This is a genomic window from Arthrobacter sp. (assembly GCF_048266065.1).
Lineage (GTDB): Bacteria > Actinomycetota > Actinomycetes > Actinomycetales > Micrococcaceae > Arthrobacter_H.
The window spans coordinates 273,620-295,741 of sequence record NZ_JBLXAH010000004.1; the positions used below are offsets into that span (position 1 = coordinate 273,620).

At 68.0% G+C, this 22,122-nt stretch carries 20 protein-coding genes and 1 pseudogene; 9 read left to right on the forward strand and 12 right to left on the reverse strand.

The annotated features are described in order from the left end of the window. Positions 1-60 precede the first annotated feature (60 nt). From ACN0TP_RS08720 to ACN0TP_RS08730, 3 genes are all read left to right on the forward strand, one after another. Positions 61-747, forward strand: a complete 687-nt coding sequence (locus ACN0TP_RS08720; protein WP_417218461.1) for a DUF2848 domain-containing protein — start codon at positions 61-63, stop codon at positions 745-747. Between the two features lie 22 nt (positions 748-769). Next, complete coding sequence (locus tag ACN0TP_RS08725; RefSeq protein ID WP_417218462.1) at positions 770-1,174, forward strand: helix-turn-helix domain-containing protein; 405 nt, start codon at positions 770-772, stop codon at positions 1,172-1,174. Positions 1,175-1,272: 98 nt separating this feature from the next. Continuing rightward, on the forward strand, positions 1,273-2,568 hold the full coding sequence (locus ACN0TP_RS08730) for a PLP-dependent aminotransferase family protein (RefSeq protein WP_417218463.1): 1,296 nt from the start codon (positions 1,273-1,275) through the stop codon (positions 2,566-2,568). Between the two features lie 83 nt (positions 2,569-2,651). Here the strand turns inward: ACN0TP_RS08730 and ACN0TP_RS08735 are convergent, their stop codons facing one another. The 6 genes and pseudogenes from ACN0TP_RS08735 to ACN0TP_RS08760 all read right to left on the reverse strand — a co-directional run bounded on the left by ACN0TP_RS08735 (position 2,652) and on the right by ACN0TP_RS08760 (position 5,298). Then, the gene (locus tag ACN0TP_RS08735; RefSeq protein ID WP_417218566.1) at positions 2,652-3,125 is read right to left on the reverse strand and encodes a hypothetical protein; all 474 of its coding nucleotides are present in this window, start codon (positions 3,123-3,125) and stop codon (positions 2,652-2,654) included. Between the two features lie 104 nt (positions 3,126-3,229). After that, positions 3,230-3,658 (reverse strand): annotated as a pseudogene (locus ACN0TP_RS08740) (ABC transporter substrate-binding protein); the annotation flags it as partial. Positions 3,659-3,720: 62 nt separating this feature from the next. Beyond that, positions 3,721-4,011: a hypothetical protein gene (locus ACN0TP_RS08745; protein WP_417218464.1), complete on the reverse strand. Its 291-nt coding sequence runs from the start codon at positions 4,009-4,011 to the stop codon at positions 3,721-3,723. Then, positions 3,990-4,367 carry a hypothetical protein gene (locus tag ACN0TP_RS08750; RefSeq protein WP_417218465.1) on the reverse strand — a complete coding sequence of 126 codons (378 nt, stop codon included), beginning with the start codon at positions 4,365-4,367 and terminating at the stop codon, positions 3,990-3,992. The genes ACN0TP_RS08745 and ACN0TP_RS08750 overlap by 22 nt, the downstream gene beginning before the upstream one ends. Before the next feature lie 350 nt (positions 4,368-4,717). Further along, positions 4,718-4,903, reverse strand: a complete 186-nt coding sequence (locus ACN0TP_RS08755) for a hypothetical protein (RefSeq protein ID WP_417218466.1) — start codon at positions 4,901-4,903, stop codon at positions 4,718-4,720. 128 nt (positions 4,904-5,031) lie between these two features. Then, positions 5,032-5,298 (reverse strand): ATP-binding cassette domain-containing protein, encoded by a 267-nt coding sequence (locus ACN0TP_RS08760; RefSeq protein ID WP_417218467.1) that lies wholly within the window; start codon positions 5,296-5,298, stop codon positions 5,032-5,034. A 1,393-nt stretch (positions 5,299-6,691) separates the two neighbouring features. On the opposite strand from ACN0TP_RS08760, the gene ACN0TP_RS08765 reads away from it, so the two are divergent. Both ACN0TP_RS08765 and ACN0TP_RS08770 read left to right on the forward strand, forming a co-directional pair. Then, positions 6,692-7,294 carry an NAD(P)-dependent oxidoreductase gene (locus tag ACN0TP_RS08765; protein WP_417218468.1) on the forward strand — a complete coding sequence of 201 codons (603 nt, stop codon included), beginning with the start codon at positions 6,692-6,694 and terminating at the stop codon, positions 7,292-7,294. 145 nt (positions 7,295-7,439) lie between these two features. Further along, positions 7,440-8,981 carry an SLC13 family permease gene (locus tag ACN0TP_RS08770; RefSeq protein ID WP_417218469.1) on the forward strand — a complete coding sequence of 514 codons (1,542 nt, stop codon included), beginning with the start codon at positions 7,440-7,442 and terminating at the stop codon, positions 8,979-8,981. A gap of 37 nt (positions 8,982-9,018) precedes the next feature. Here ACN0TP_RS08770 and idi read toward each other — a convergent pair whose 3' ends face one another. After that, entirely contained in the window at positions 9,019-9,576 is a 558-nt protein-coding gene (gene idi / locus ACN0TP_RS08775) for an isopentenyl-diphosphate Delta-isomerase (protein WP_417218562.1), read from the reverse strand. Positions 9,577-9,647: 71 nt separating this feature from the next. Next, entirely contained in the window at positions 9,648-10,994 is a 1,347-nt protein-coding gene (locus ACN0TP_RS08780; RefSeq protein WP_417218470.1) for an MFS transporter, read from the reverse strand. A 148-nt stretch (positions 10,995-11,142) separates the two neighbouring features. Here ACN0TP_RS08780 and ACN0TP_RS08785 point away from each other — a divergent pair, with 148 nt between their 5' ends. After that, positions 11,143-11,883: an IclR family transcriptional regulator gene (locus tag ACN0TP_RS08785; RefSeq protein ID WP_417218471.1), complete on the forward strand. Its 741-nt coding sequence runs from the start codon at positions 11,143-11,145 to the stop codon at positions 11,881-11,883. A 23-nt stretch (positions 11,884-11,906) separates the two neighbouring features. On the opposite strand, the gene ACN0TP_RS08790 is transcribed toward ACN0TP_RS08785, so the two are convergent. The 4 genes from ACN0TP_RS08790 to ACN0TP_RS08805 all read right to left on the reverse strand — a co-directional run bounded on the left by ACN0TP_RS08790 (position 11,907) and on the right by ACN0TP_RS08805 (position 16,818). Continuing rightward, entirely contained in the window at positions 11,907-13,403 is a 1,497-nt protein-coding gene (locus ACN0TP_RS08790; RefSeq protein ID WP_417218472.1) for a dihydrolipoamide acetyltransferase family protein, read from the reverse strand. 42 nt (positions 13,404-13,445) lie between these two features. Then, complete coding sequence (locus ACN0TP_RS08795) at positions 13,446-14,420, reverse strand: alpha-ketoacid dehydrogenase subunit beta (protein WP_417218473.1); 975 nt, start codon at positions 14,418-14,420, stop codon at positions 13,446-13,448. Beyond that, complete coding sequence (gene pdhA / locus ACN0TP_RS08800) at positions 14,417-15,574, reverse strand: pyruvate dehydrogenase (acetyl-transferring) E1 component subunit alpha (protein ID WP_417218474.1); 1,158 nt, start codon at positions 15,572-15,574, stop codon at positions 14,417-14,419. Before pdhA ends, ACN0TP_RS08795 begins: the two co-directional genes overlap by 4 nt. A 122-nt stretch (positions 15,575-15,696) precedes the next feature. Next, a complete protein-coding gene (locus tag ACN0TP_RS08805; protein ID WP_417218475.1) occupies positions 15,697-16,818 on the reverse strand; it encodes a histidinol-phosphate transaminase in 1,122 nt (373 codons plus the stop codon). Between the two features lie 128 nt (positions 16,819-16,946). Between ACN0TP_RS08805 and ACN0TP_RS08810 the strand changes: the two genes are divergently transcribed. From ACN0TP_RS08810 to ACN0TP_RS08820, 3 genes are read left to right on the forward strand one after another with little or no spacing between them, the layout of a single operon-like run. Then, positions 16,947-18,380: an MFS transporter gene (locus tag ACN0TP_RS08810; protein WP_417218476.1), complete on the forward strand. Its 1,434-nt coding sequence runs from the start codon at positions 16,947-16,949 to the stop codon at positions 18,378-18,380. A gap of 1 nt (position 18,381) precedes the next feature. Further along, positions 18,382-20,577, forward strand: a complete 2,196-nt coding sequence (locus tag ACN0TP_RS08815; protein ID WP_417218477.1) for a molybdopterin oxidoreductase family protein — start codon at positions 18,382-18,384, stop codon at positions 20,575-20,577. Continuing rightward, positions 20,574-22,100 carry an FAD-dependent oxidoreductase gene (locus tag ACN0TP_RS08820; protein WP_417218478.1) on the forward strand — a complete coding sequence of 509 codons (1,527 nt, stop codon included), beginning with the start codon at positions 20,574-20,576 and terminating at the stop codon, positions 22,098-22,100. Before ACN0TP_RS08815 ends, ACN0TP_RS08820 begins: the two co-directional genes overlap by 4 nt. Positions 22,101-22,122 lie beyond the last annotated feature (22 nt).

Sequence of the window (22,122 nt, forward strand, 5' to 3'; positions counted from 1 at the left end):
GACCATTCCCCCGGACTCCGGACACCACGGAATCCCTCCCGAACGACAGGAAGTTGAACCATGACCACCCTGGCCTTTGCCCTCCCCGACGGCACCACCGAACAGGTCGAGGTGCACGCCCTGCTCAACGCCGGCTATGCCGGACGCGAGCAGTCCGAAGTCCAGGCCCACATCGACGAACTGGCGCTGCTGGGCATCCCCGGACCGGAAACCATCCCGGCCCTCTACCCCGTCTCGCCCTACCTGGCCCAGCAGACCAGCGAGGTGCCCGCGCAGCACGGGCGCACGTCGGGCGAAGCAGAGTGGGCGCTGGTCATCACCGAAAACGGCCCCCTCCTGACGGCTGCCTGCGACCACACCGACCGCGACCTCGAGGTCCACGGCGTCGCCTGGAGCAAGAATGCCGGCCCGGATGTCCTGGCCGATCGCGCCTGGCGTCTGGACGACGTCCGCGACCACCTCGATTCCCTGCGCCTGCGCGCCTGGGTCTCCCACGGCCAGGAGGACGGATCCCTCATCCAGGACAGCCCGCTCTCGGCGCTCCTGTCCCCCGACTACTGGCTGGGCGTGCTGCGCGAGCGCGGGCTCGACCGCCCGGGCACCGTCCTGATCTCCGGCACGGTGGCCATGGCCGAGGGCGTGGACCAGTTCGCCGACGCCTGGCGCGTGGAACTTTCGGACCCCTCCACCGGCGAATCCATCAGCCTCGGGTACTCCGTGCGCCGCATGCCGCAACCCATCGGCTGATCCGGCACGGCATGATGGACTCATGCCCCAGGAGACCACCGCCCTGACGAAGACCACCCAGCACGAGGCACTCAGCGGCGCCGACGCGACCTCGCTGGCCGTCGCCTTGGCCGAATCCACGGACGCCACGGTGTTCGTCAACGGCACGGCGCTGCGCCTTCCGGCGGCCGCCACGGACGCCGTGCTGGACCTGCTCACCCGCCTGTCCGCCGGAGAATCCGTGGTGCTCAGCACCGCCGAACGCTGGCTGAACACCTCGCAGGCCGCGCAGTTGGCAGGGGTCTCCAACACCTACATGCGCAACCTCACAGATGCCGGGACGATCCCGGTGGAGTACCGCGGCAGCCACCGGCGCATCAAACCGGCGGACGTCGCGGCCTGGGTCGCCGCCCGGGATGCGGCGCGGACCGGCGGACCGCCCGCCTGACCGGGAGGTGCAGCCGCCGCCCACGGCACGTCCCCGAAGGAGGTCAACTGGGGAACAACTGTTGCCTAACGGTGAACACCTGTGGTTACCATGTGAGGGTGAACACATCCCAGAACGCTGCTGCACAGAACCCTGCCATCGTGCCGACCGAGTCGGAGATCGCGCTCGAACGCGCGGAGGCCTCGGCGCGCCACGAAAGCCTGTTCTCCGAGCGCGCGGCCAACATCAAGCAATCCGCGGTGCGTGACGTCTTCGACATCTCGATGCGCCCCGGCCTGGTGTCCCTCGCGGGCGGCAACCCCTACCTGGCCTCGCTTCCGCTGGAGAAGATCGGCGCGATGGCCCACCAGCTCATCGCCGAGCAGGGTTTGACGGCATTGCAGTACGGCGGCGGCAAGGGCACCATCGAGCTGCGCAACCACATCTGCGACGTCATGGCCGAAGAGGGCATCACCGGAGTGGACCCGGAGAACATCGTGGTCACCACCGGCTCGCAATCCGCCCAGGACGTCGCCTGCAAGGTCTTCTGCGATCCCGGCGACGTGGTGCTCTGCGAGGACCCCACCTATGTGGGGGCCCTGAACACGTTCGAGGCCCAGCAGATCCAGGTCGAGTCCGTCGCCATGGACGAGCACGGGCTCATCCCGGAGCAGCTGCGCGCACGCATCGCCGCGATCCGCGACAGCGGACGGCGCATCAAGTTCCTCTACACGATCCCCAACTTCAACAACCCCTCGGGCATCTCCCTGGCGGCGGAGCGCCGGCAGGAGATCGTGGACATCTGCCGTGAGGCCAACATCCTGGTCCTCGAGGACAACCCCTACGGGCTGCTGAAATTCGACGGTGCCCCGTATCAGACGCTGCGCGCCGGCAACCCCGACGACGTCATCTACATGGGCTCGTTCTCCAAGATCCTCGCCCCCGGCCTGCGCATTGGCTGGGCCCTGCTCCCGGCACACCTGACCCGGCGCTTCTACCTGGCCAGCGAGGCAGTGGTGCTGTGCCCGCCGACGCTGAACCAGATGCTGATCACCAGCTACCTCGACGGGCACGACTGGCGTGGCCAGATCGAGAGCTACCGCGACCTGTATGCCGAACGCTGCGCCACGATGCTCGCAGCACTGCAGGAGCACATGCCCGACGGCGTGGAATGGACGAGGCCGGAAGGCGGCTTCTTCATCTGGGTCACCCTGCCGAAGGGGATCGACACCTACCCGCTGCTGGCCCAGGCCATCGAGGACGGGGTGGTCTTCATCCCGGGCGCAGCCTTCACCCCGGACGACGAGCCGAACAACCGGCTGCGGCTGGCCTTCAGCGCCGTCGAACCGGAGAAGATCACCGAGGGCGTCAAGCGCCTCTCGGTGGTGCTGCGTCGCGCGATCGACGCCGCCTGATCCACCCCGCCACGCACTGGCGTTGAACGGCTCCGGGCCCCGGGCATGATGCCCGGGGCCCGGAGCCGTTGCGGCCCATGGGCCTACTTCAGGTATTCGTTGGTGTAGGTCTTGGACAGGTCGATCTCCTTGTCCCCCACTTCGGGATTGGCCACCCGTTGGGTCTCCAACACCGCCTGGGCGCCTTCTTCGGTGAATTCCCCGGTGGTGTTCAGGGTCTTCTTCAGCTCGCCGATGACCTTGGCGTACTGCTTCTCGTCACCACCTGCGTACTTCTGGGGCATCTTCGCGGCGATCTCCTCGCCGCTGTGGTCGGAGATCCACTGCAGGGTCTCCGGATCGCCGCAGCGAGCTTCTTGGCGGTTTCGGGGTTCTTCTGCAGCCAGTCGGTCTTGGCGTAGGGCTCGACGACGGCCAGACGAGGTGCCGAAGACCTCCTTGAGGCCTTCCGGGGTGCGCACGTCGGCGATGATCTTCGGGGCGTGGCCGATCCTCTTGGCCAGCACCGAGATATCCGGTTCGAGCATGACGGCGGCGTCGACCTGCCCGTTCTCCACCGCGGCGACGGCCGAGGACCCCGCGCCGACGGCCGATACCGGGCGTCGGTGCCCTTCATGCCGTCCTTGGTCAGCAGGTACTTCACGAACATGTCGGTGGAGGAACCTGGCGCGGTGACGCCGACGTTCTTGCCCTTCAGGTCCTCCAGGAGGTGATGCTGTCCTCGTTCTTCGGTGCCACGACCGGGGCCAGGCCGGAGGAGAGGTTTTCGTTCACGAACGCCTCGATGGACTGCTTCTTGGCCTGCATCTGGATGGGCTGTGCTCGAGTAGCCGCTGGTGACGTCGGTGCTGCCGCCGATCATCGCGGTCAGCGCCTTGGAACCGCCCTGCAGGTCCTGCAGATCGACGTCGAGCCCCTCCTTCTCGTAGAAGCCCAGCTGCTGCGCCAGCGTCGTGGGCAGGACGGCAGCGTCTGCCCGCCGACGCCGATGGTGACCTTTTCGCCGCTGCCGCCCGACCGCCGGCCGCGGATTGGCCGGGAGGCGCCGAGGCGGGGCGCCGCAGGCCGAGAGAACAGGGAATCCCGCCACGAGGCGGCTCCTGGGCGCCCGGCGGAAGCACGTGCTGGGGTGTGCTGTTCATGGGTCTTCCTTCATGGGGTGTCTCCGGCCGGGGTGGTCGGGCTAGCGTTGTTGGTGGGACGCCAGCGCAGCGGTGCCGCTCGACGCGGTTGACGAGCAGGTCGATGATCAGGACCACGAACATCAGGATGAACATCCCGGCGAAGACGCCCGTCGTGTCGAAGACGCCCTGGGCCTGGGCGATGGCGTATCCAGCCCGCCGATGCCCCGAGGTATTCGCCGACCACCGCGCCGGTGATGGCGAACCCGACGCTGATGTGCAGGCTGGAGAAGATCCAGGTCAGTGCGCTGGGGATGAACACGTGGCGGAGCAGCTGGCGTTCGCTGGCCCGAGCATGCGGGCATTGTCGATGAGCACGCGGTCGACGCTCTTGACGCCTTCCAGGTGTTGAAGAAGACGATGAAGAACATAGCGTGAACCCGAACGCGACCTTCGACCAGATGCCCAGGCCGAACCAGAGCAGGAAGATGGGGCGAGGACCACGCGGGGCAGCGCGTTGAACATCTTCAGGAAGGGTTCGAAGAGCTGCTCGAGGAAGCGCACGCGGGCGAGCAGGAATCCGAGCAGCAGTCCGACGGCGGCGCCCGTGGCGAACGCCAGCGCGGATTCCTCGAGGGTGATCAGCAGGTGGGGAAGACGAACCCGGATCCGACCCACTCCCAGACGGTCTTCAGGATCTCCGAGGGGCGGGGGAAGAAGAAGTCGTCGATGACCCCACCCGGCACAACAGTTCCCAGGCGACCAGGACCAGGACGGTGAGCCCGATCTGCCCGACTCGGACGGCCGGCGGTGACACGGCCTTGCGGCGGGTCGTTGGGGGCGGGAGGCGGGTGTTCGCTGCGCGTTCTCGGTGGTGGCGCTCATGCCGCACCGCCTTCTTGTTGGACGGACGACTGGTAGTGCGGGAGACCTCGATCTTCAACCTGCCCCAGATCTCCCGGTGCAGTTCGAGCGAACTGGGGATCGTCGCGGATCTCCAGCAGGTCACGGGGTCGGGGATGGTGATGTCAGGCGGCCGACCACGGTGCTGCCGGGGCCGGCCCCAGGATGACGACCTCGTCGGACAGGGCAATGGCCTCATCGAGGTCGTGGGTGATGAACACGACGGCCTTGCCGGATTCCGCCAGGGCCAGTAGTTCGTTCTCCGCGATCTGGCGTGTCTGGACATCCAGCGAGGAAAACGGCTCATCCATCAACAGGATGTCCGGGTCGACGATCAGGCCTGCGCCGGCAGGTGCGCTTGCGCATCCCTCCGCTGAGCTGGTGGGGATAGCGATCGCGAGTTCTTCAGGCCGACCTTTTCCAGCCACCCGCGGGCCGGTCATTGGCCTCGCCCTTGGAGACGCCTGCCATGGTCAGGCCCAGGCTGACATTGTCGATGACCGTCTTCCACGGCAGCAGGGCATCCTGCTGGAACGTAGGAGGCCCTGCGGTTCACCCGCGCACCGGGAACCAAAGCTCGATGCGGTGCCGGAGGTCGGCTCGACCAGGCCGGCGGCATGTGCAGGATGGTCGACTTGCCCGAGCCGGTGGGGCCCACGATCGACACGAACCGCCCCGGCTCGACCGCCAGGTCGATATCCTGCACCGCCTGGTAGGTCCGCCATGCGGGGTGGTGAACTCTTGCTGCATGCGTTCAGTTCCACCGCAAAGTTCGGTGCCACTGCTTGATCGCTGCTCATCACTGCTCTTCCCGCGTAGGACCTTCGGAACCCGCGGGGGCAGAAGGAGCCAAAACGCCCACCGCCACCCCATTGTGGGTTCAGCTTCATATTGCGGTGTTGAGAATAGCAGTAACACAGATCACACTCAACGCTTTTCTGCAGCGTTACGTGCTCGGGCGCGTCCGTTCCCGAATCCACGGCAGGTGCCGAGGTGGAGGCGGTTGCGGTGCCGGCGGGCCCGGCCCGCCCATCGAGGTCATACGCTTCATCGCCGGCCCACGCCACGATGGGCCGCCTCGTCGTCGAGGGTGCGCAGGCTCCTGAATTCGGCGGCCGGTTGGCATCGGGCCGCAGCCACGGCCCGGCCGCCGAGTCCTGCCCGGCGAGCCAGCGCAGCGTCATCCAGGTGGGTGGAACCAGGTTGACCAGCCCTCGCCGTGACGGCGCAGCGCCTCGGCGGGCGTCACCCAGGCATGGTCCACATGTTCGTCCGGCTCAGGACGATCCGGGTGTCGGCTCCGGCATCCACGGCGGCCAGGAAGAACCAGGTGCGCAGGCGTTTCGGGGCGGTGGGCGGCGGCGTCCGATCAGAGCCAGATCGGCCGCGCTGACCGCCAGCCCGGTCTCCTCCAGGGTTTCCGCACCCCGGCCCGCAGGGCCACGGCCCCAGCGGATCCCGGGCATCGCCGTCGTCCGGGAGGGAATTGGCGGTCTTCGGGGTCGACGTGGCCACCGGGAAGACCGCCCCGGCGAAGGACCCGCGATGCGAGGGCGTTCCAGCAGCAGGACCTCGGGGCCGTGCGGCGATTCCGCAGCAGGACCACGGTGGCGCGTCCCCGTGCAGTGCGGGAGTGGGCAGCGATTCAGGCACGGACGGCCTCCTGGCGGTCGTCATAGTCGTCCCGGGCCTCCAGGATCGACCCCGCGTGCTCGGCCAGGCGCGGACGGCGTCCAGGGGCTCCAGCAGGGTGGCGCCCAGTGGCGTGAGCGCATAGTCGACGCGGGGGGGACCTGCGCGTAGACGGTGCGCGCAACAAGTCCGTCACGTTCGAGCGCGCGCGGGTCTGCGTCAGTACCTGGGGTAACGCCACCCACCGCGGCTCGAACCGCGGTGAACCGGCCAGCCCGGCCTTGAGTGCCTGCATGACCAGGGTGTCCATTTGTCCCCGATGCGCTGCACCAGGCGCGACGGGCAGTCGACGTCCATGACATCGAAGGGGCGGCCTTTGGTATCCATATGGATACTTTATGACGTTGAGGTACTGGGTATCAAATGCATAGCATGAGGTCATCAGCCATTCACGAGAGGGATTCACCATGAAGATCGCCATCTACGGAGCCACCGGCATGGTCGGCAGCCAGATCGTCACCGAGGCGCTGGGCCGCGGACACCAGGTCACCGCCGTCTCGCGCAAGGGCACGCCGGTGGAAGGTGCAGCCTCGGCCACCGCCGAGCTGGGGGATCTGGGCGCCTACCGTGCGCTGGCCGCCGACCACGACGTCGTCGTCTTCTCGGTCCCCCCGTCCCGCGAGGGCGGCGACGCGCAGGACTTCATCGTCGCCCACGAGGAAATCAGCGAGACGCTGGTTCCCGCACGGGTCTTCATCGTTGGCGGTGCCGGCAGCACGATGGTCGGCGGTGGCCTGCTCGTGGACCAGCCCGGCTTCCCGCCGGAGTACGAGGCCGAGTCACGCGCCATGATCGCGGTGATGGAAAACTACAACTCCGCCTCCGGTTTGGACTGGACCATGCTGGCGCCCGCGCCGGTCATCGCACCGGGCGAGCGCACGGGATCCTACAAGCTGGGTGCGGACTCCCCGGTCGGCGACAGCATCTCCACCCAGGACTTCGCCGTAGCAGTGCTCGACGAGCTGGAGGAACCGAAGCACCAGCACCGTCGGTTCACCGTCGCCAACTGAACCGCCAGGTCGGGTGACCTGCATCCATATGCGCCAGGTCCGAATCGGGACCAAATGGATACTTCTGTTGCCTAGATCACCTCTATAGGGTCAGGCGTTGAACCGCACCTCAATCGGTGCACTCCGCCACACCCCTGAGGACCTTATGAGCACCGAGACCCAGATCCCGTCACCGCGGGTCGATCCAGGCCCCGCCGCACCCGAAACCGGGACCGGCGGCGGGCGCCGTCTGCTGGCCCTGCTGGCTGGCCCGCTGGCCGGCCTGGCGCTGGCACTCGCGCTTCCCGCCTCGCTGGCGTTCGAAGGCCGGGCCGTGGCCGGTTGCGCCCTGTGGATGGCCATCTGGTGGATGACCGAAGCGGCGCCGATCCCCGTCACCTCGTTGTTGCCGCTGGTGTTGTTCCCGCTGTTCGGGATGGACACCATGGCCAACGTCGCCTCCCCCTACGCCAACCCGGTCGTCTTCCTGGTCATGGGTGGCGTCATCCTGGGGCTGGCGACCGAGAAGAGCAACCTCCACCTGCGCATTGCGTTGCTGACCATCAAGCTGGTGGGAACCCGGCCCAGCCAGATCGTCTTCGGGCTCATGCTGGCCTCCGCGTTCATTTCGGCGTGGGTTTCCAACACGGCCACCGCGGTCATCATGGTTCCCATCGGTGTCTCGATCCTGCAGCTGGTGCGCAGCATCGACCAGGACGCCGTGGACGCCAAGTTCTCCGCCTCGATGATGCTGGGCATCGCCTACGGCGTCACGATCGGCTCCATGGCCACGTTGATCGGGCAGCCGCCCATGGCCCTGATGAAGGCCTATCTGGGATCCGAGCAGGGGTACGACATGGGCTTCGGCACATGGATGCTGGTCGGGGTCCCCGTTGCCGTCGTGATGTTGTTCATCGCCTGGCTCGTGCTGACCAAGCTCGTCTTCCGCACGGCGTTGGACCAGATTCCCGGCGGCACGGAGCTCATCCGCGGCGAGCTGGCTAAATTGGGTCGCCTCACCACCCCGGAACGCCGGGTGGGCGCGATCTTCCTGCTGGCGATCTTCTTCTGGGTGGCGGTGCCGTTCATCGCCCAGATCCCCGCCGTCGCGCAGGCGATGCCCTTCCTCGGCACCATCGACGATACGCAGGTGGCCATGGCCGCTGCCGTGGCCACGTTCCTGGTCCCGGCACGCAAGCGGTCCGACAAGGCCGGCTCGGCTCCGCTGCTCGGTTGGGAATCCGCCCGGGACATCCCCTGGGGCCTGCTGCTGTTGTTCGGCGGGGGCTTGAGCCTGTCGGCCATGTTCACCAAGACCGGCCTCTCGACCTGGATCGGTGACCAGGTCGGCGGCCTGGCCGGAATGCCCCCGGTCTTGATCCTGCTGGTCGCCGCAGTCGTCGGCCTCGGACTGACGGAGCTGACCAGCAACACGGCGACGGCCGCGGCGTTCTTCCCGATCATGGGCGCCGTTGCGGTGGGGGTGCGTCTCGACCCGATCCTGATGACCATCGTCATGACACTGGCGGTGTGCTCGGCCTACATGCTGCCGGTGGCGACACCGTCCAACGCCGTCGCCTTCGGCTCCGGCGAGGTCTCCATCAAGCAGATGGTCCGCGCGGGCCTGTGGCTGAACCTGGTCTCCATCGTCCTGATCTCGGCGGTGCTGTTCACCTTGTTGCCGCTGGTCTTCGGCGTCTCCGTCTGACGACACCCCGCGGCGCGGGCCGGTGGCGTGGCATGGATCAGGGTCGCGGCGCCGTGTAGTCGATGCCGCGTGCGGCCAACTGGCCGAGCTGCAGGACCAGCCACGGGCTGAAGGCCCAGGGAGTGGCGGCAACCGCTGCAGCGAGGTCGGCCGGAGCCACCCAGTGGTATTCGGCCACCTCACTGGCCCGTGGCGCGGGCAAACCGTCGGCGAGCGCGAAATGGACCGGGCAGAACTCGTTTTCCACGATCCCGGATGCGTCCACGGCCCGATAGGCGAAATCTGGCATGACCTCCTGGACGATGCCCAGGCCCAGCCCCAGCTCATAGCCGGCGCGGCGCCTGACGGCATCCCGGGAGGACTCCCCCGGGGCCGGATGTCCGCAGACCGAATTGGTCCACACCCCGGGCCACGCCTTCTTCGCCAGCGACCGGCGCGTCACCAGCACCTGCCCGTCCGGGGCGAAGACGTGGCAGGAGAAGGCCAGATGCAGCGGTGTCTGCGCCGTGTGGACCTCGGACTTCGGCGCGGTGCCGATCGGCCGGTGCCCAGCGTCGAGCAGCACCACCCGCTCCACCGGCCCCGGTGGGGCCATCCGATCCGTCACATCCGCTCCCTCGGCACATTGCCGGTCCTGCCGGCCACACTCTGGTCCTTCCCGGAACCCTAGCGGATCCGGGCGGCTTCCGCTGCCTCGGTCCTCGTGGTGTGCAGGACGTCGATCTCCTCCAGTGTGAGCTTGCCGGTCTCCTTGGCGGTCAGGGCCGCCACGGCGGACAACAGGCACATTGCGCTGACGAAGATCCCCACGCCCACCCAGTTCGCCATGTCGTCTCCGGCCAGGAACGTGGCGAGCGCAGGGGCGACGCCGCCGGAGACGGCAAAGCCGATCTGCGTCCCCAGGGCCAAGCCGGTGGCCCTGACACGCGTCGGGAACATCTCGGCATAGAACGCCGGCCAGATGGCGTTGGCCAGCGAATAGGTGATGCCGGACATGAGGATCCCAAAGACGAAGATCAGGGGCCAGTTGCCGGCGGTGACGGCCGCGAGATACGGGTAGATGAGCACGGCCGGGCCGATGGTCCCGACGACGAACACCGGCTTACGGCCGAACTTGTCGGCCACGATGCCAGCCAGTGGGATCGCGAAGAGTGCAACGAAGTTGGTCACGACGGTCACCCAGAGCATGGTCGCCCGGTCCAGCCCCACGCCGTTGGTGGCGTAGCTGATGGACCAGACAGTGAAGACCATGTTCACGGTGTTGATCATCGCCGCGGCGGCGATGCGCAGCACCGCGGCCTTGTGATGGCGGAAGGTCGCGGCCAACGGGGACTTCTGCACGACGGTCTCGTCGACCTCACGGAAGGCCGGCGGCTCCTCGAGCTTGCGCCGGATGATGTAGGCGGTCACGATGACAACGGCCGAGAGCCAGAACGGCACCCGCCAGCCCCAGGACAGCAGTTGTTCCTGCGGGAGCGTGGCGAACGGGATGAAGACGCCGGTAGCCAGCAGGGTGCCGAACTGGGTTCCCTGCAGCGTCCAGCTGGTGGTCACCCCGCGGCGATGCTCGCTCGAGTGCTCCAGGGAAACGGAGATCGCCGAAGCCTGTTCCCCGGAGGCCGACAGGCCCTGGATGATCCGGCAGATGACCAGCAGGACGGGGGCCAGGAAGCCGACATCGTGGAACGTGGGCAGGCAACCGATGGCGAACGTGGCACCACCCATGAGGAACAACGTCAGCATCAGGACGAAACGCCGGCCGTACTTGTCGGCCAGCGGTCCCATGATGAGTGCACCCAGCGGGCGCACGACGTAGGCGACGCCGACGGTCCCCATGGAAGCCAGGATGGCCAGGGCGGGGTTGGTGTCGGCGGGGAAGAACAGGTGGTTCAGAACGAGTGCAGCCGCCGTTCCGTAGACGGCGAAATCGTAGTACTCCAGCGCCGAGCCGATCCAACTGGCGACAGCGGCACGCTTGGGGGTTTTGGCAAGGCTTGTTTCTGGCTGGTTCATGTTTCCTCGGGACCCGGGTGGCAGACGACGATGTCGTTTCGGCGAAGGCACCTTTGTCTTCATGTCCAAATAGTGGCAATAGCTTCTGTATTTTGGTTATACTTATGGTGCCCGTCACATGGACGTGTGTCAAAGATTAAGGAGCACCATGGCCGAGGGATCGGGGACCGTGGCGAAGGCCCTGGGGTTGTTGACCCTCTTGGGCGACCACCCGGACGGGTTGCCCGCCGGAAAGGTGGCCGAAGCCAGCGAGTTGCCCTTCAGCACCGCCTATCGGTTGTTGAACACGCTGGTCAGCAGCGGGTACGTGGTCTACGAGGACGTGGCGAAGACCTACAGGCTGGGGTTGAGGATCTTCCAATTGGGGCAGAAGGTGGCGCATGCCCGTGGCTTCGAGGGGACGGCCGGCCCGGTCCTGCGCAGATTGACGGAAACGACCGGGGAGAGTTCCATCCTCGCCGTCCGTGACGGTGATCGGACCCTCACCATCGCCAAATGCGACGGCCCGCAATATCGCATCACCACCGACCCCGGCGACCACGGCCCCCTCTCCACGAGCGCCATTGGCAAGGTCTTCCTGGCCTTCGAGCCGGGCCTGGTGGCCACCACCGAACTGGTCGTGCGCACCCGTCGTTCGATCACGGACCGTGGCGCACTCGAGGCGGAGATGTCCGCGGCCCGGAATTCAGGTTGGGTGTCGCAGCAGGAGGAGAACGACGACGGCATGGCAGCGGTGGGTGTCCCGGTCTGGTCCGCCTCCGGACGGCTGGTTGCCGCCATGGCACTGGCTTCGCCGTTGTTCCGCAAGGACCGCGAGGCGCTATCGGGCCATCTGGACCAGCTGCGGGCAGCAGCCGCGGAGCTGGGGCCCCAATTGCCGTTGTCCTGATCGGGACGGCTCCGGGGCCGAACTCAGTCGAGCAGCAGCGCCGGCTCCTCCATGATGGCGGCGACGTCGGCCATGAACCGCGCGGAGAGGTCCCCGTCGACGACCCGGTGGTCGAAGCTCCCCCCGAGGGTGGTGATCCACCGGGGGATGACTTCACCGGAGACCACCCACGGCTTCTGCCGGATGGTCCCGAAGGCAACGATGGCCACTTCGCCTGGATTGATGATCGGCGTGCCCGTGTCGATGCCGAGGGCGCCGATGTTGGTGACCGTCAGCGAACCGCCGCGCATGTCTTCCGGCTTGGTCTTTCCCTCGCGTGCAGTGACGGCGAGGTGGTTCAGGGCCACGGCCAGCTCCTTCAGGCTCAGGTCCTGGGCGTCCTTGATGTTCGGCACCAGCAGTCCACGCGGGGTGGCAGCGGCGATGCCCAGGTTCATGTAGTGCTTGACGTGGATCTCGGCCCCGCCCTCGGGCCGGTCCACCCAGCTGGCATTGACGCTGGGGTTGCGCGCGGCCGCCCAGATCACGGCCTTCGCCAGGATCAGCAGCGGGGACACCTTGATGCCTTCGAAGTCCCTGGACTTCTTGAGCCGTTGGGTGAACTCCATGGTGCGGGAGGCGTCGACGTCGACGAAGATGCTCACATGCGGTGCGCTGGAGGCCGACTCCACCATGGCCTTGGCGGTCGCCTTGCGCACGCCGCGAACGGGTTCGCGGGTGACCCGGTCCTCGTCCACGCTGCCCTGCATCCAGAACGTCGGTGCCTGGTCCTGCTCGGCCTCGCGTTGTCCCTGGTAGGAGATGAGGTCCTCGCGGGTGATCTCCCCGCGCAGTCCGGTTCCGCTGATCTTGGCCAGATCGATGCCCAGTTCCTTGGCGATCTTGCGCACGGGCGGCTTGGCCAGTACCCGGTCCAGCAACTGGGTGACCGACTGGCGGGCGGCGCCTGCACGGTTTCCAGCTGTTGCAGGGGCCGGCTGCGGCGCCGCTGCAGGTGTTCCGGTCGCGGGACGGCGGGAGGCAGCCGGCGCGGGGGCCGCGACTGCCGCGGGTGCCTCGGTGGCGGGGGTGCTGGCCGGCGTCCCGCGCTGGGTGCGCGGTCGGCGGCGGACTGGATCGGCCTTCGGCCCGGAACCGACCAGGGGGCCCGGCGCCTTCTCCTCCGCCGTTCCAGGAGCTTCCCGGGTCGGCGGAACGGATACGGCAGCGGCCTGCGGTTCGGCCACCGCGTCGGCGGTGGGCGCCGATTCGATGCCCGGTTCCTGCGGCGCCGGAACGTCCTGCCCGGTTTCATCCACGGAGAAGAGCGGCTGGCCAACCTCCACGGTTTGCCCCTCGTCGGCATGCAGTTCGGTCACGACACCGGCGTAGGGGCTGGGCAGTTCGACGAGCGACTTGGCCGTCTCGATCTCCACGAAGACCTGGTTGATCTCCACGGTGTCGCCGGGCTTGACCTTCCACGAGGCGATGTCGGCCTCGGTCAGGCCTTCGCCGACGTCCGGCAGTTTGAAGGTACTCATGGATGGCTCCTTGGGCGCGTGCTGTTCGGGGTGCCGGTCGGCCTAGTACTCGAAGGAACGGTCCAGCGCATCGAGCAGCTTGTCGATGTCCGGCAAGTACTGTTCCTCGACCTTGGCCACCGGGTAGGGCATGTGGAATCCACCGACGCGGATCACGGGGGCCTCCAGGGACAGGAAGGCGCGTTCGGAGACCCGTGCCGCGATTTCCCCGCCGATCCCGCCAAAGGTGGGGGCCTCGTGGGTGACGATGAGCCGGCCGGTCTTCTGCACCGAGGCGATCACCGTATCGAAATCAATCGGGCTGATCGAGCGCAGGTCGATGACTTCGATGCTGCGCCCGTCCTCCGTGGCGGCTTCGGCGGCGGCCAGGGCCACCGGGACCAGCGGCCCGTAGGTCACGATGGTCGCATCGCTCCCCTCGCGGATGACCTGGGCGCTGAAGGCGTCCGGTGCCGACGTTTCGGTGTCGACCTCGCCCTTGAGCCAGTAGCGGCGCTTGGGTTCGAAGAAGATCACCGGGTCCTGGCAGGCCGCTGCCTGCTGGATCATCCAGTAGGCATCGTTGGGGTTGGAGGGGGTGATGATCCGCAGGCCGGGCGTGTGGGCGAACAGCGCCTCGGGGGATTCCGAATGGTGCTCGATCGACCCGATTCCACCTCCATAGGGGATCCGCACGACGACGGGGGCCCCGAAGCGGCCCTCGGATCGGGCCCGCATCTTGGCCAGTTGCGTGGTGATCTGGTTGAACCCGGGGAAGACGAAGCCGTCGAACTGGATCTCGGCGATGGGGGCGTAGCCGCGTAGGCTCATGCCGATCGAGGTGCCGATGATGCCGGACTCGGCCAGCGGCGAATCCACGACGCGCTCGGTGCCGAAGTCGGCCATCAGGCCCTCGGTCACGCGGTAGACGCCGCCGAGACGACCGATGTCCTCACCGATCAGCAGTGACTTGGGGTTCTCTTCCAGCACGCGGCGCAGGCCCGCGGACAGGGCCTTGGCCAGGGTCATCGTGGTCATCGGGCATCCCCTTGCTCGTCGGTGCCGGTCGCATCGGCGAAACCCGCCTCGTACTGGAGGTGGAACTCCAGCTCCTCACGGATCAGCGGATGGGCTTCGGCATAGACGTTGGCGAAAGACTGGGCCAGGGTCGGCGCCGGGAAGGCCAGCGCCTCGCGGCGGACGCGGGCGGCCATCTCGTCGCCATCGGCGGCCAGCTGGACGAAGAAGTCGTCATCGACCATGCCCTGGTCCCTGAGGTACTTCTCCAAACGGACCAGCGGGTCCTTGGGACCCCAGGTCTCCTCTTCGAGTGCCGTGCGGTACTTGGTGGGGTCGTCGGCGGTGGTGTGTGCACCGACCCGGTAGGTCTGGGCCTCAATGAGCACGGGCCCGTTGCCGGAACGCGCATGTTCCAATGCCCAGCGGGTGACGGCGTGCACGGCCAACACGTCGTTGCCGTCCACCCGCACCCCCGGGAAGCCGTAGCCCGCGGCGCGTTGTGCCAAGGGGACGCGGGACTGGACCTCGAACGGGACCGAGATGGCCCACTGGTTGTTCTGGCAGAAGAAGACCACCGGTGCCTGGTTGCTCGCGGCGAAGACCATGGACTCATGGGTATCGCCCTCCGAGGAGGAACCGTCGCCGAAGTAGGCCACCACGGCGGTGCCGTCGGCGGCGAGCCGCTGGGCATCCCACCCCGCCTGGTCGCGTTGGATGCCCATCGCATAGCCCACGGCGTGCGGCATCTGCGCGGCGAGCACCATCGTGTACATGTGGAAGTTGTTTTCCCGGGGGTCCCACCCGCCGTTGGAGATGCCCCTGAAGATCCGCAGCATCTGGGGGAAATCCACCTGCCGGGTCAGGGCCACACCGTGCTCGCGATAGGTGGGGAAGATGTAGTCACGGGTCTCGGTGGCCCGGCCGGAGCCGATCTGGGCCGCTTCCTGCCCCCGCAGCGGCACCCACAAAGCCAGCTGGCCCTGTCGCTGCAAGGCCGTCGCCTCGTCATCGAAGCGGCGGGTGAGCGCCATGTCGCGGTAGAAGCCGCGCATCTGCTCGGCATCGACGTCGGCCAGATACCGCGAATAGACGTCGTCCTGCCGGAGCTCTCCGTCTGGCGTGAGCAACTGCACCATGTCAGTTGCCGCCGTCGCCTGTGCGGTTGAGGTCATGCGCGTGGATACCCTTCGATCGAAAATATGCCCCCTGCGACATGCATTCCGGAGGGGGCATATAACGGAAATACCCTTACAGCCTACTGGGCGAGGGGCTCGCCGCCGCGATTGGCGACCGGCTAGGAAAGGGTGGGTCGTTTTGGATACTTGCTACAAAGCTCCAAAAAACGCGTGTTGGCTTCCTCCTCGCCGATGGTCACCCGCAGGCCCTCGGTGCCGAAGGCCCGTACGGAGAGGGCCTGCTCGCCGGCAACCCGGGCGAATTCAGGGGTCTCATCGCCAAAGGCGAGCCACACGAAGTTGCCCTGGGCATCGGGGATCTCCCATCCGAGGTCCCGCAGGCCCGTGACGACGCGGGTCCTCTCGTCCACCACGCGTTGTACGCTTTCGACAACGCCATCAATGTTCTCGATCGACGCCACCGCAGCTTTTTCCGCCAGGCTCGACACGGCAAATGGCGTGGCGATGACCCGCAGGTACTGCGTGATCGACGGATGCGAAATGGAATATCCGACCCGCAGGTTGGCCAGTCCGTGGGCCTTGGAGAAGGTCCGCAGGACGACCACGTTGGGGTACTTGCGGTACATCTCGATGCCATTGACCGCATCGTCGGCACGGACGAACTCGTTGTAGGCCTCGTCGATGACAATCAGCACGTTGGCGGGAACCGAGTTGATGAACTTCTCGACCTCGGCGGTCGTCAACACCGGGCCCGTGGGATTGTTGGGCGTGCACAGCAGCACGACGGAAGTCTGCGCGTTGACCGCTGCGGCCATGGCATCCAGGTCATGGCGGCCATCGGGCAGGTTCGGGATCTCGATGGCATCCGCGCCGGTGGTCTGCACGACGATGGGGTAGGCCTCAAACGAGCGCCAGGCGTAGATGACCTCATCGGCGACATCGTCGTCGTTCTGTCCGGCGAAGGTCTGCAGGATCTGGGTCAGGGCGCCCAGGCTTCCGGCGCCGGTGACGATGTCGTCAGCCGGCACATCGAGGTATCCGGCCAGGGCCTCGCGCAGCTTCGTTGCCAGCGGGTCCGGATAGCGGTTGAAGTCGACGCCTTCGCGGATGGCCGCCAGCACTGCCGGCACCGGTGGCTGGGGGTTCTCGTTGGAGGACAGCTTGTATGAGGTCAGTCCCGGAACGACGGCCGGGGGTTTGCCCGCGGCATACTTCGGAAGCTGGCCCAGTACGGGACGTGGTTGCACCTCGACGGGTGTGACGGGGTTCTCGTTGCTCATGGCCCAACCCTATCGCTGCCGGGCTGTGCCTCACATCCACGTGGGCCCCCGGTGAGAAAGAGTTGCCCGGCGCGAAACGGCAGCCACGGATTCCGGAAACACGAGCTTGGCACGGTGGACCCCAGACGATGACACACGACGTGGAGGTAGCTGTGGGCCACACCGAACAACTCATGCCGACAACCAGTACGGCGAACCCGATGCGACTCGAGGTCGGACCCGGCCGGTGGATCGGCAATTGGGATGCCGAAGACCCCCGCTTCTGGAAGGACGTCGGCCGCCGGACCGCCCGGGTCAACCTGAAGTATTCGATCCTCTGCGAATTCCTCGGGTTCGTGGTCTGGCAATTGTGGTCGATCGTGGCCATCTACCTGCCGGCGGCCGGTTTCGACCTGGAGACCACCGAACTGTTCTGGCTGATATCGATGCCCAGCCTGGTCGGGGCCACCCTGCGGATCCCCTACTCCTTCATGGTGGCCCGCTTCGGCGGGCGCAACTGGACGGTGGTATCCGCCCTGCTGCTGCTGGTCCCGGTGGGCGGGATGGCCTGGGCCGTTGCCGATCCGACGACCCCCTTCTGGATCCTGCTCACCTTGGCCGGGCTGGCCGGGTTCGGTGGCGGGAACTTCGCCAGCTCGATGGCGAACATCACCTATTTCTACCCGGCGCGGGAAAAGGGGTGGGCGCTGGGCCTGAATGCGGCCGGTGGCAACCTCGGGGCGGCTGTGGCCCAATTGGCGGTCCCCGTGGCGGTCACCGTTTTCGCTGCCGGTACCCTCCACCTTCCGCTGGCCGGCTTGATGTGGATGCCGTTCATCGTGCTCGCGGCGTTCCTGGCACTGCGGAACATGCACAACCTCAGCCAGGCCCGATCCGACCTCTCCGGATCCCTGGCCGCCGTACGCGAACCGCAGATGTGGGTCATCGCCGTGCTGTACATCGGAACCTTTGGATCCTTCATCGGCTTCTCTGCGGTCTTCCCGAAACTGATCAAGGACTCCTTCCCTGCGTTTTCGTCCTTCGCCGTGCTCGGCGCCGCGCTCTCCCTGGCCTTCCTCGGCCCGTTGGTCGGCTCGCTCACCCGGCCACTCGGCGGTCGCCTGGCGGACAAGCACGGCGGTGCACGCATCACGATCGCCGCCTTTGCCGTCATGGCGGTACTCACCGCGGCCCTGGCGTTGACCTCGCCCGCAGGAGGATTCTGGTGGTTCCTGGCACTGTTCATCCTGCTCTTCGGGGCCAGCGGGGTCGGCAACGGTTCGACCTACCGCATGATCCCGGCCGTCTTCACCCGACGGGCCCACCTGTCGGCCCGAGCCGGGCGTCGGGAGGCGACGGCGATCTCCACCGAGCGGCAAGCCGCGGCCGCACTGGGCCTGGTCTCGGCCATCGGCGCCTACGGCGGATTCCTCATACCCCAGGCCCTGGGCGCTTCCGTCGGGGCGACCGGTGGCTACACCGCCGCCTTCTGGTCCTTCGTCGGCATCTACGCCTTGCTGTCGGCGGTGGCCTGGTTCAACTACCAGCGGGCCTCGTCGCCCTTCGCCGGATCGGGGGCCTGAGGTGGCGACCGCGCCGCAGAACGCGACCCACTGCCCGTATTGCGCCCTGCAATGCGCCATGACCGTCAGCCCGGTGGAGAACGGAGCACCGGTAATACAGGGACGGGACTTCCCCACCAACGGGGGCTCGTTGTGCCGCAAGGGCTGGTCGGCCGGCTCGCTGCTGCAGGCGCCCGAACGGCTCGACGGCCCCTTGCTCCGTGGCGCCGACGGCCAGCTGCACCCCGCCTCCTGGCAGGACGTACTCGACACGGTGGCGGCCCGGATCGAGTCCGTCCGCTCGCTCCACGGCCACGATGCGGTGGCGGTGTTCGGCGGCGGGGGCCTGACCAACGAGAAGGCCTACCAGCTGGGGAAGTTCGCACGTCTGGCCGTGGGGACGTCCAGGGTGGACTACAACGGCAGGTTCTGCATGTCCTCGGCTGCTGCGGCAGGCAACCGCGCCTTTGGCCTGGACCGTGGGCTGCCCTTCCCGCTGACGGATCTCCAGGGAGCCGGGACGGTCCTGCTGCTCGGGTCCAACGTCGCCGACACGATGCCCCCGTTCGTCCGGCATCTCGAACCTGCCCGGGATGCCGGCGGCTTAATCGTCGTCGACCCGCGGCGCACCGCCACCGCCGAACTGACAGGGAACGGCGGCGGCGTACACCTCCAGCCGACTCCGGGCACCGATCTCCAGTTGCTGCTCGGTCTCTGCCACGTGGTCCTGGTCGAGGGCCTGGCCAACGAGACCTACCTGGCCGAGCGCACCTCCGGCAGGGCCGACATCGTGCGCACGGTGGCGCAGTGGTGGCCCGAACGGGTGCAGGCGGCGACCGGAGTGCCGGCCGGCCTGCTGCGCCAGGTGGCCCACCAATTGACCGATGCCGCCCGGGAGTCACGAACGGGTGGACGGCGCGTCTATGTACTCACCGGGCGCGGGGTCGAACAGCACGCCAACGGAACCGACACGACGACGGCGGCGATCAACCTCGCCCTGCTACTGGGACTTCCGGGGACGACGTCCGGGGGCTACGGGACGCTGACGGGGCAGGGCAACGGGCAGGGCGGCCGTGAACATGGCCAGAAGTGCGACCAGTTGCCGGGATACCGCAAGATCACCGACCCCGCGCACCGCGCCCACGTGGCGGGTGTCTGGGGGGCCGACGTTTCGGCCATCCCGGGCCCGGGGGTGCCCGCCACCGAGTTGCTCCACGGGCTGGCCAGGCCCGGTGGCGCCCGGATGCTCCTGGTCCACGGTGCCAACGTGGCGGTCTCCTCCCCCGATGCGGCACGGGTCATCGAGGGCCTGCGGCGCTTGGACTTCCTCGTCGTCGCCGACTTCTTCCTCTCCGAAACCGCTGCCCTGGCCGATGTGGTGTTGCCGGTCCTGCAGTGGGCCGAGGAGGAGGGGACGATGACCAATCTGGAGGGGAGGGTGCTACGGCGGCGCCGCACCGTCGAGCCGCCGGAAGGGGCGCGCTCCGAGTTGTGGATCTTCGCCGAGTTGGCCCGGAGGTTGCGGGCACCCGGACGGTATCCGAGCGACCCGCGAGAGGTCTTCGAGGAATTGCGCGCCGCCTCGGCGGGCGGGCTGGCCGACTACTCGGGCATCACGTACTCGGCACTGGAGAACGGGTCGGCCATCTACTGGCCCTGCGCCGCGTCCCCGGGGGGCGGTACGACCGGGACACCGGACCCCGCACGCCCGCTGCTGGGCACTCCGCGCTTGTTCCTCGACCGCTTTGCCCATCCCGACGGGCGGGCCCGGCTGGTTGGCGTCCGGGTCGGGGCGCCGTCCGAAGAACTCCACGGCCGCGGGACCCTGACCCTGCTGACCGGACGTCTGCTCGAGCACTACCAGAGCGGATCGCAGTCCCGGAGGACCCCGGAGCTCCTCGCCGCGCAACCGGAGCCCCGGGCCGAACTGCACCCCGCAACGGCACTGGCCCTGGGCGTGCGGGACGGGGAACCCCTCGCCCTCAGCAACGGTCGTGGCCGGGTGGTTGCACGTGCCAGGCTCAGCACGGGCATGCGCCGGGACGCCGTGTTCCTGCCGTTCCACTTCGAGGGACAAGGCAGTGCGAATCTGCTCACGGCGGCCGTCACGGATCCGGTCAGCGGGATGCCCGCCTTCAAGAACAGCGCCGTGGTCGTGGAACCCCTCGTCCCGGCTGGCCAGCTGGCCACCGCCGAGTCCGCCGGGAGGCCCGCATGAACGGCTCCACCGGCCCGGCAGAGCGGATCGTCGTGCTGGGCTTCGGCCCGGTGGCGGCCAGGTTCGTCGATGACCTGCTGCCCCACAAGCTCGCCGGCACGATCGGCCTCACGGTCATCGGCGGCGAAGTGCGGCCGGCCTACAACCGCGTTCTCGTCGCCGATGTGGCCACGGGCCGCACGGACGCCGCGTCCTTGTCGCTGGCCGAACCCCAGGAACTCGCGGGGGCGGGGGTCGATCTGCGGCTGGGCACCTCCGCCGTTCGTGTTGACCGTTCCCGACGCCGCGTCCTGCTCTCCGACGGGTCCGAGTTGGGGTACGACCGGCTGGTGTTCGCGACGGGCTCGCGGCCGGCCATACCGGTCCTGCGCGGGCTTGACTTCTCCCCGCTCGGCGATCCCCCGCTGCCCGAGGGGGTCATGGCACTCCGGGATCTCGACGACGCCGCGCGCCTGGCCCGTGTCGTACGCACGGGTGGACGGGTGGTCGTCCTGGGTGGCGGCATCTTGGGAGTCGAAGCTGCCCTGGCCATTCGCGAGGCCGGTGCCGTCGCCACGCTCGTCCACCATGGACCGGTCCCGCTGGCGCGGGCGCTGGACCACGACGGCGGCCGCGTCCTGGCGGCGGCCCTGGCGGATGCCGGCATCGAGGTCGTGCCGGACGTGCGGGCCGTGGGGGTGCGCGTGGACGGGGGGAGGTTCAGCGGACTCGACCTCGAGGGAGGAAGGTCCTGCCCGGGCGACGCGCTGGTGGTATCCGTAGGTGTCCGGCCGCGCACCGAACTGGCTGAAGGGTGTGGCCTGGTGGTCACCGGGGGGATCCGTGTGGACGAGCGTCTTTGCGCCGATACAGAGGAACGGGTCTTCGCCATCGGCGACTGCGCCGCCGTCCAGGGCCGTCCCCCCAGCTGTTTGATCGGCCCCGGGTGGACCCAGGCGTCCTGGCTGGCCGGGCACCTCGCCCGGCTCCTGTTGTCCGCGCCTTCCCTCCCGGGACCCGCCGCCCGGCCCGGTCTCGCGGAACCAGTCCCGGAAGAGGCCGCTGCCGTGATCATGCTCAAGGCCCGCGGAGTTGATCTGGCAGCCGCGGGCACCGTCTCGTCCGGCCCGTGGGATCCGGGCACCCAACGGGTGAGCGTCTGGGCGGATCCCGGGCAGGGCCGATACTGCAAACTGGTCACCGAGGGTGGCGTCCTCACGGGATTCATCGCGATCGGCATGCCACGGACGGCAGCCGAGTTGGTGCTGCTGTATGAACGTGGCGATGATTTGCCGGCGGACCGCAGTTCGCTGTTCCGCCTGGACGACGCCGCCCTGCCGGCATCCGCCCGCGTTCCCGAGGACTCGGATGTGTTGTGCCGGTGCAGTGGAGCCACGTTCGGCGAGGTCCAGCGTGCCTGCGACAGCGGATGTTCCTCGGTGGACGCGGTCGGCTCGGCCTGTCGTGCGGGGACCGGGTGTGGTGGGTGCCGGACGGTGATCGAGGAGATGCTCGCGTCTGCGGCGGAGGCCGCCCCGGCCTGAGCACCCCACCCGCCAGGAGCCG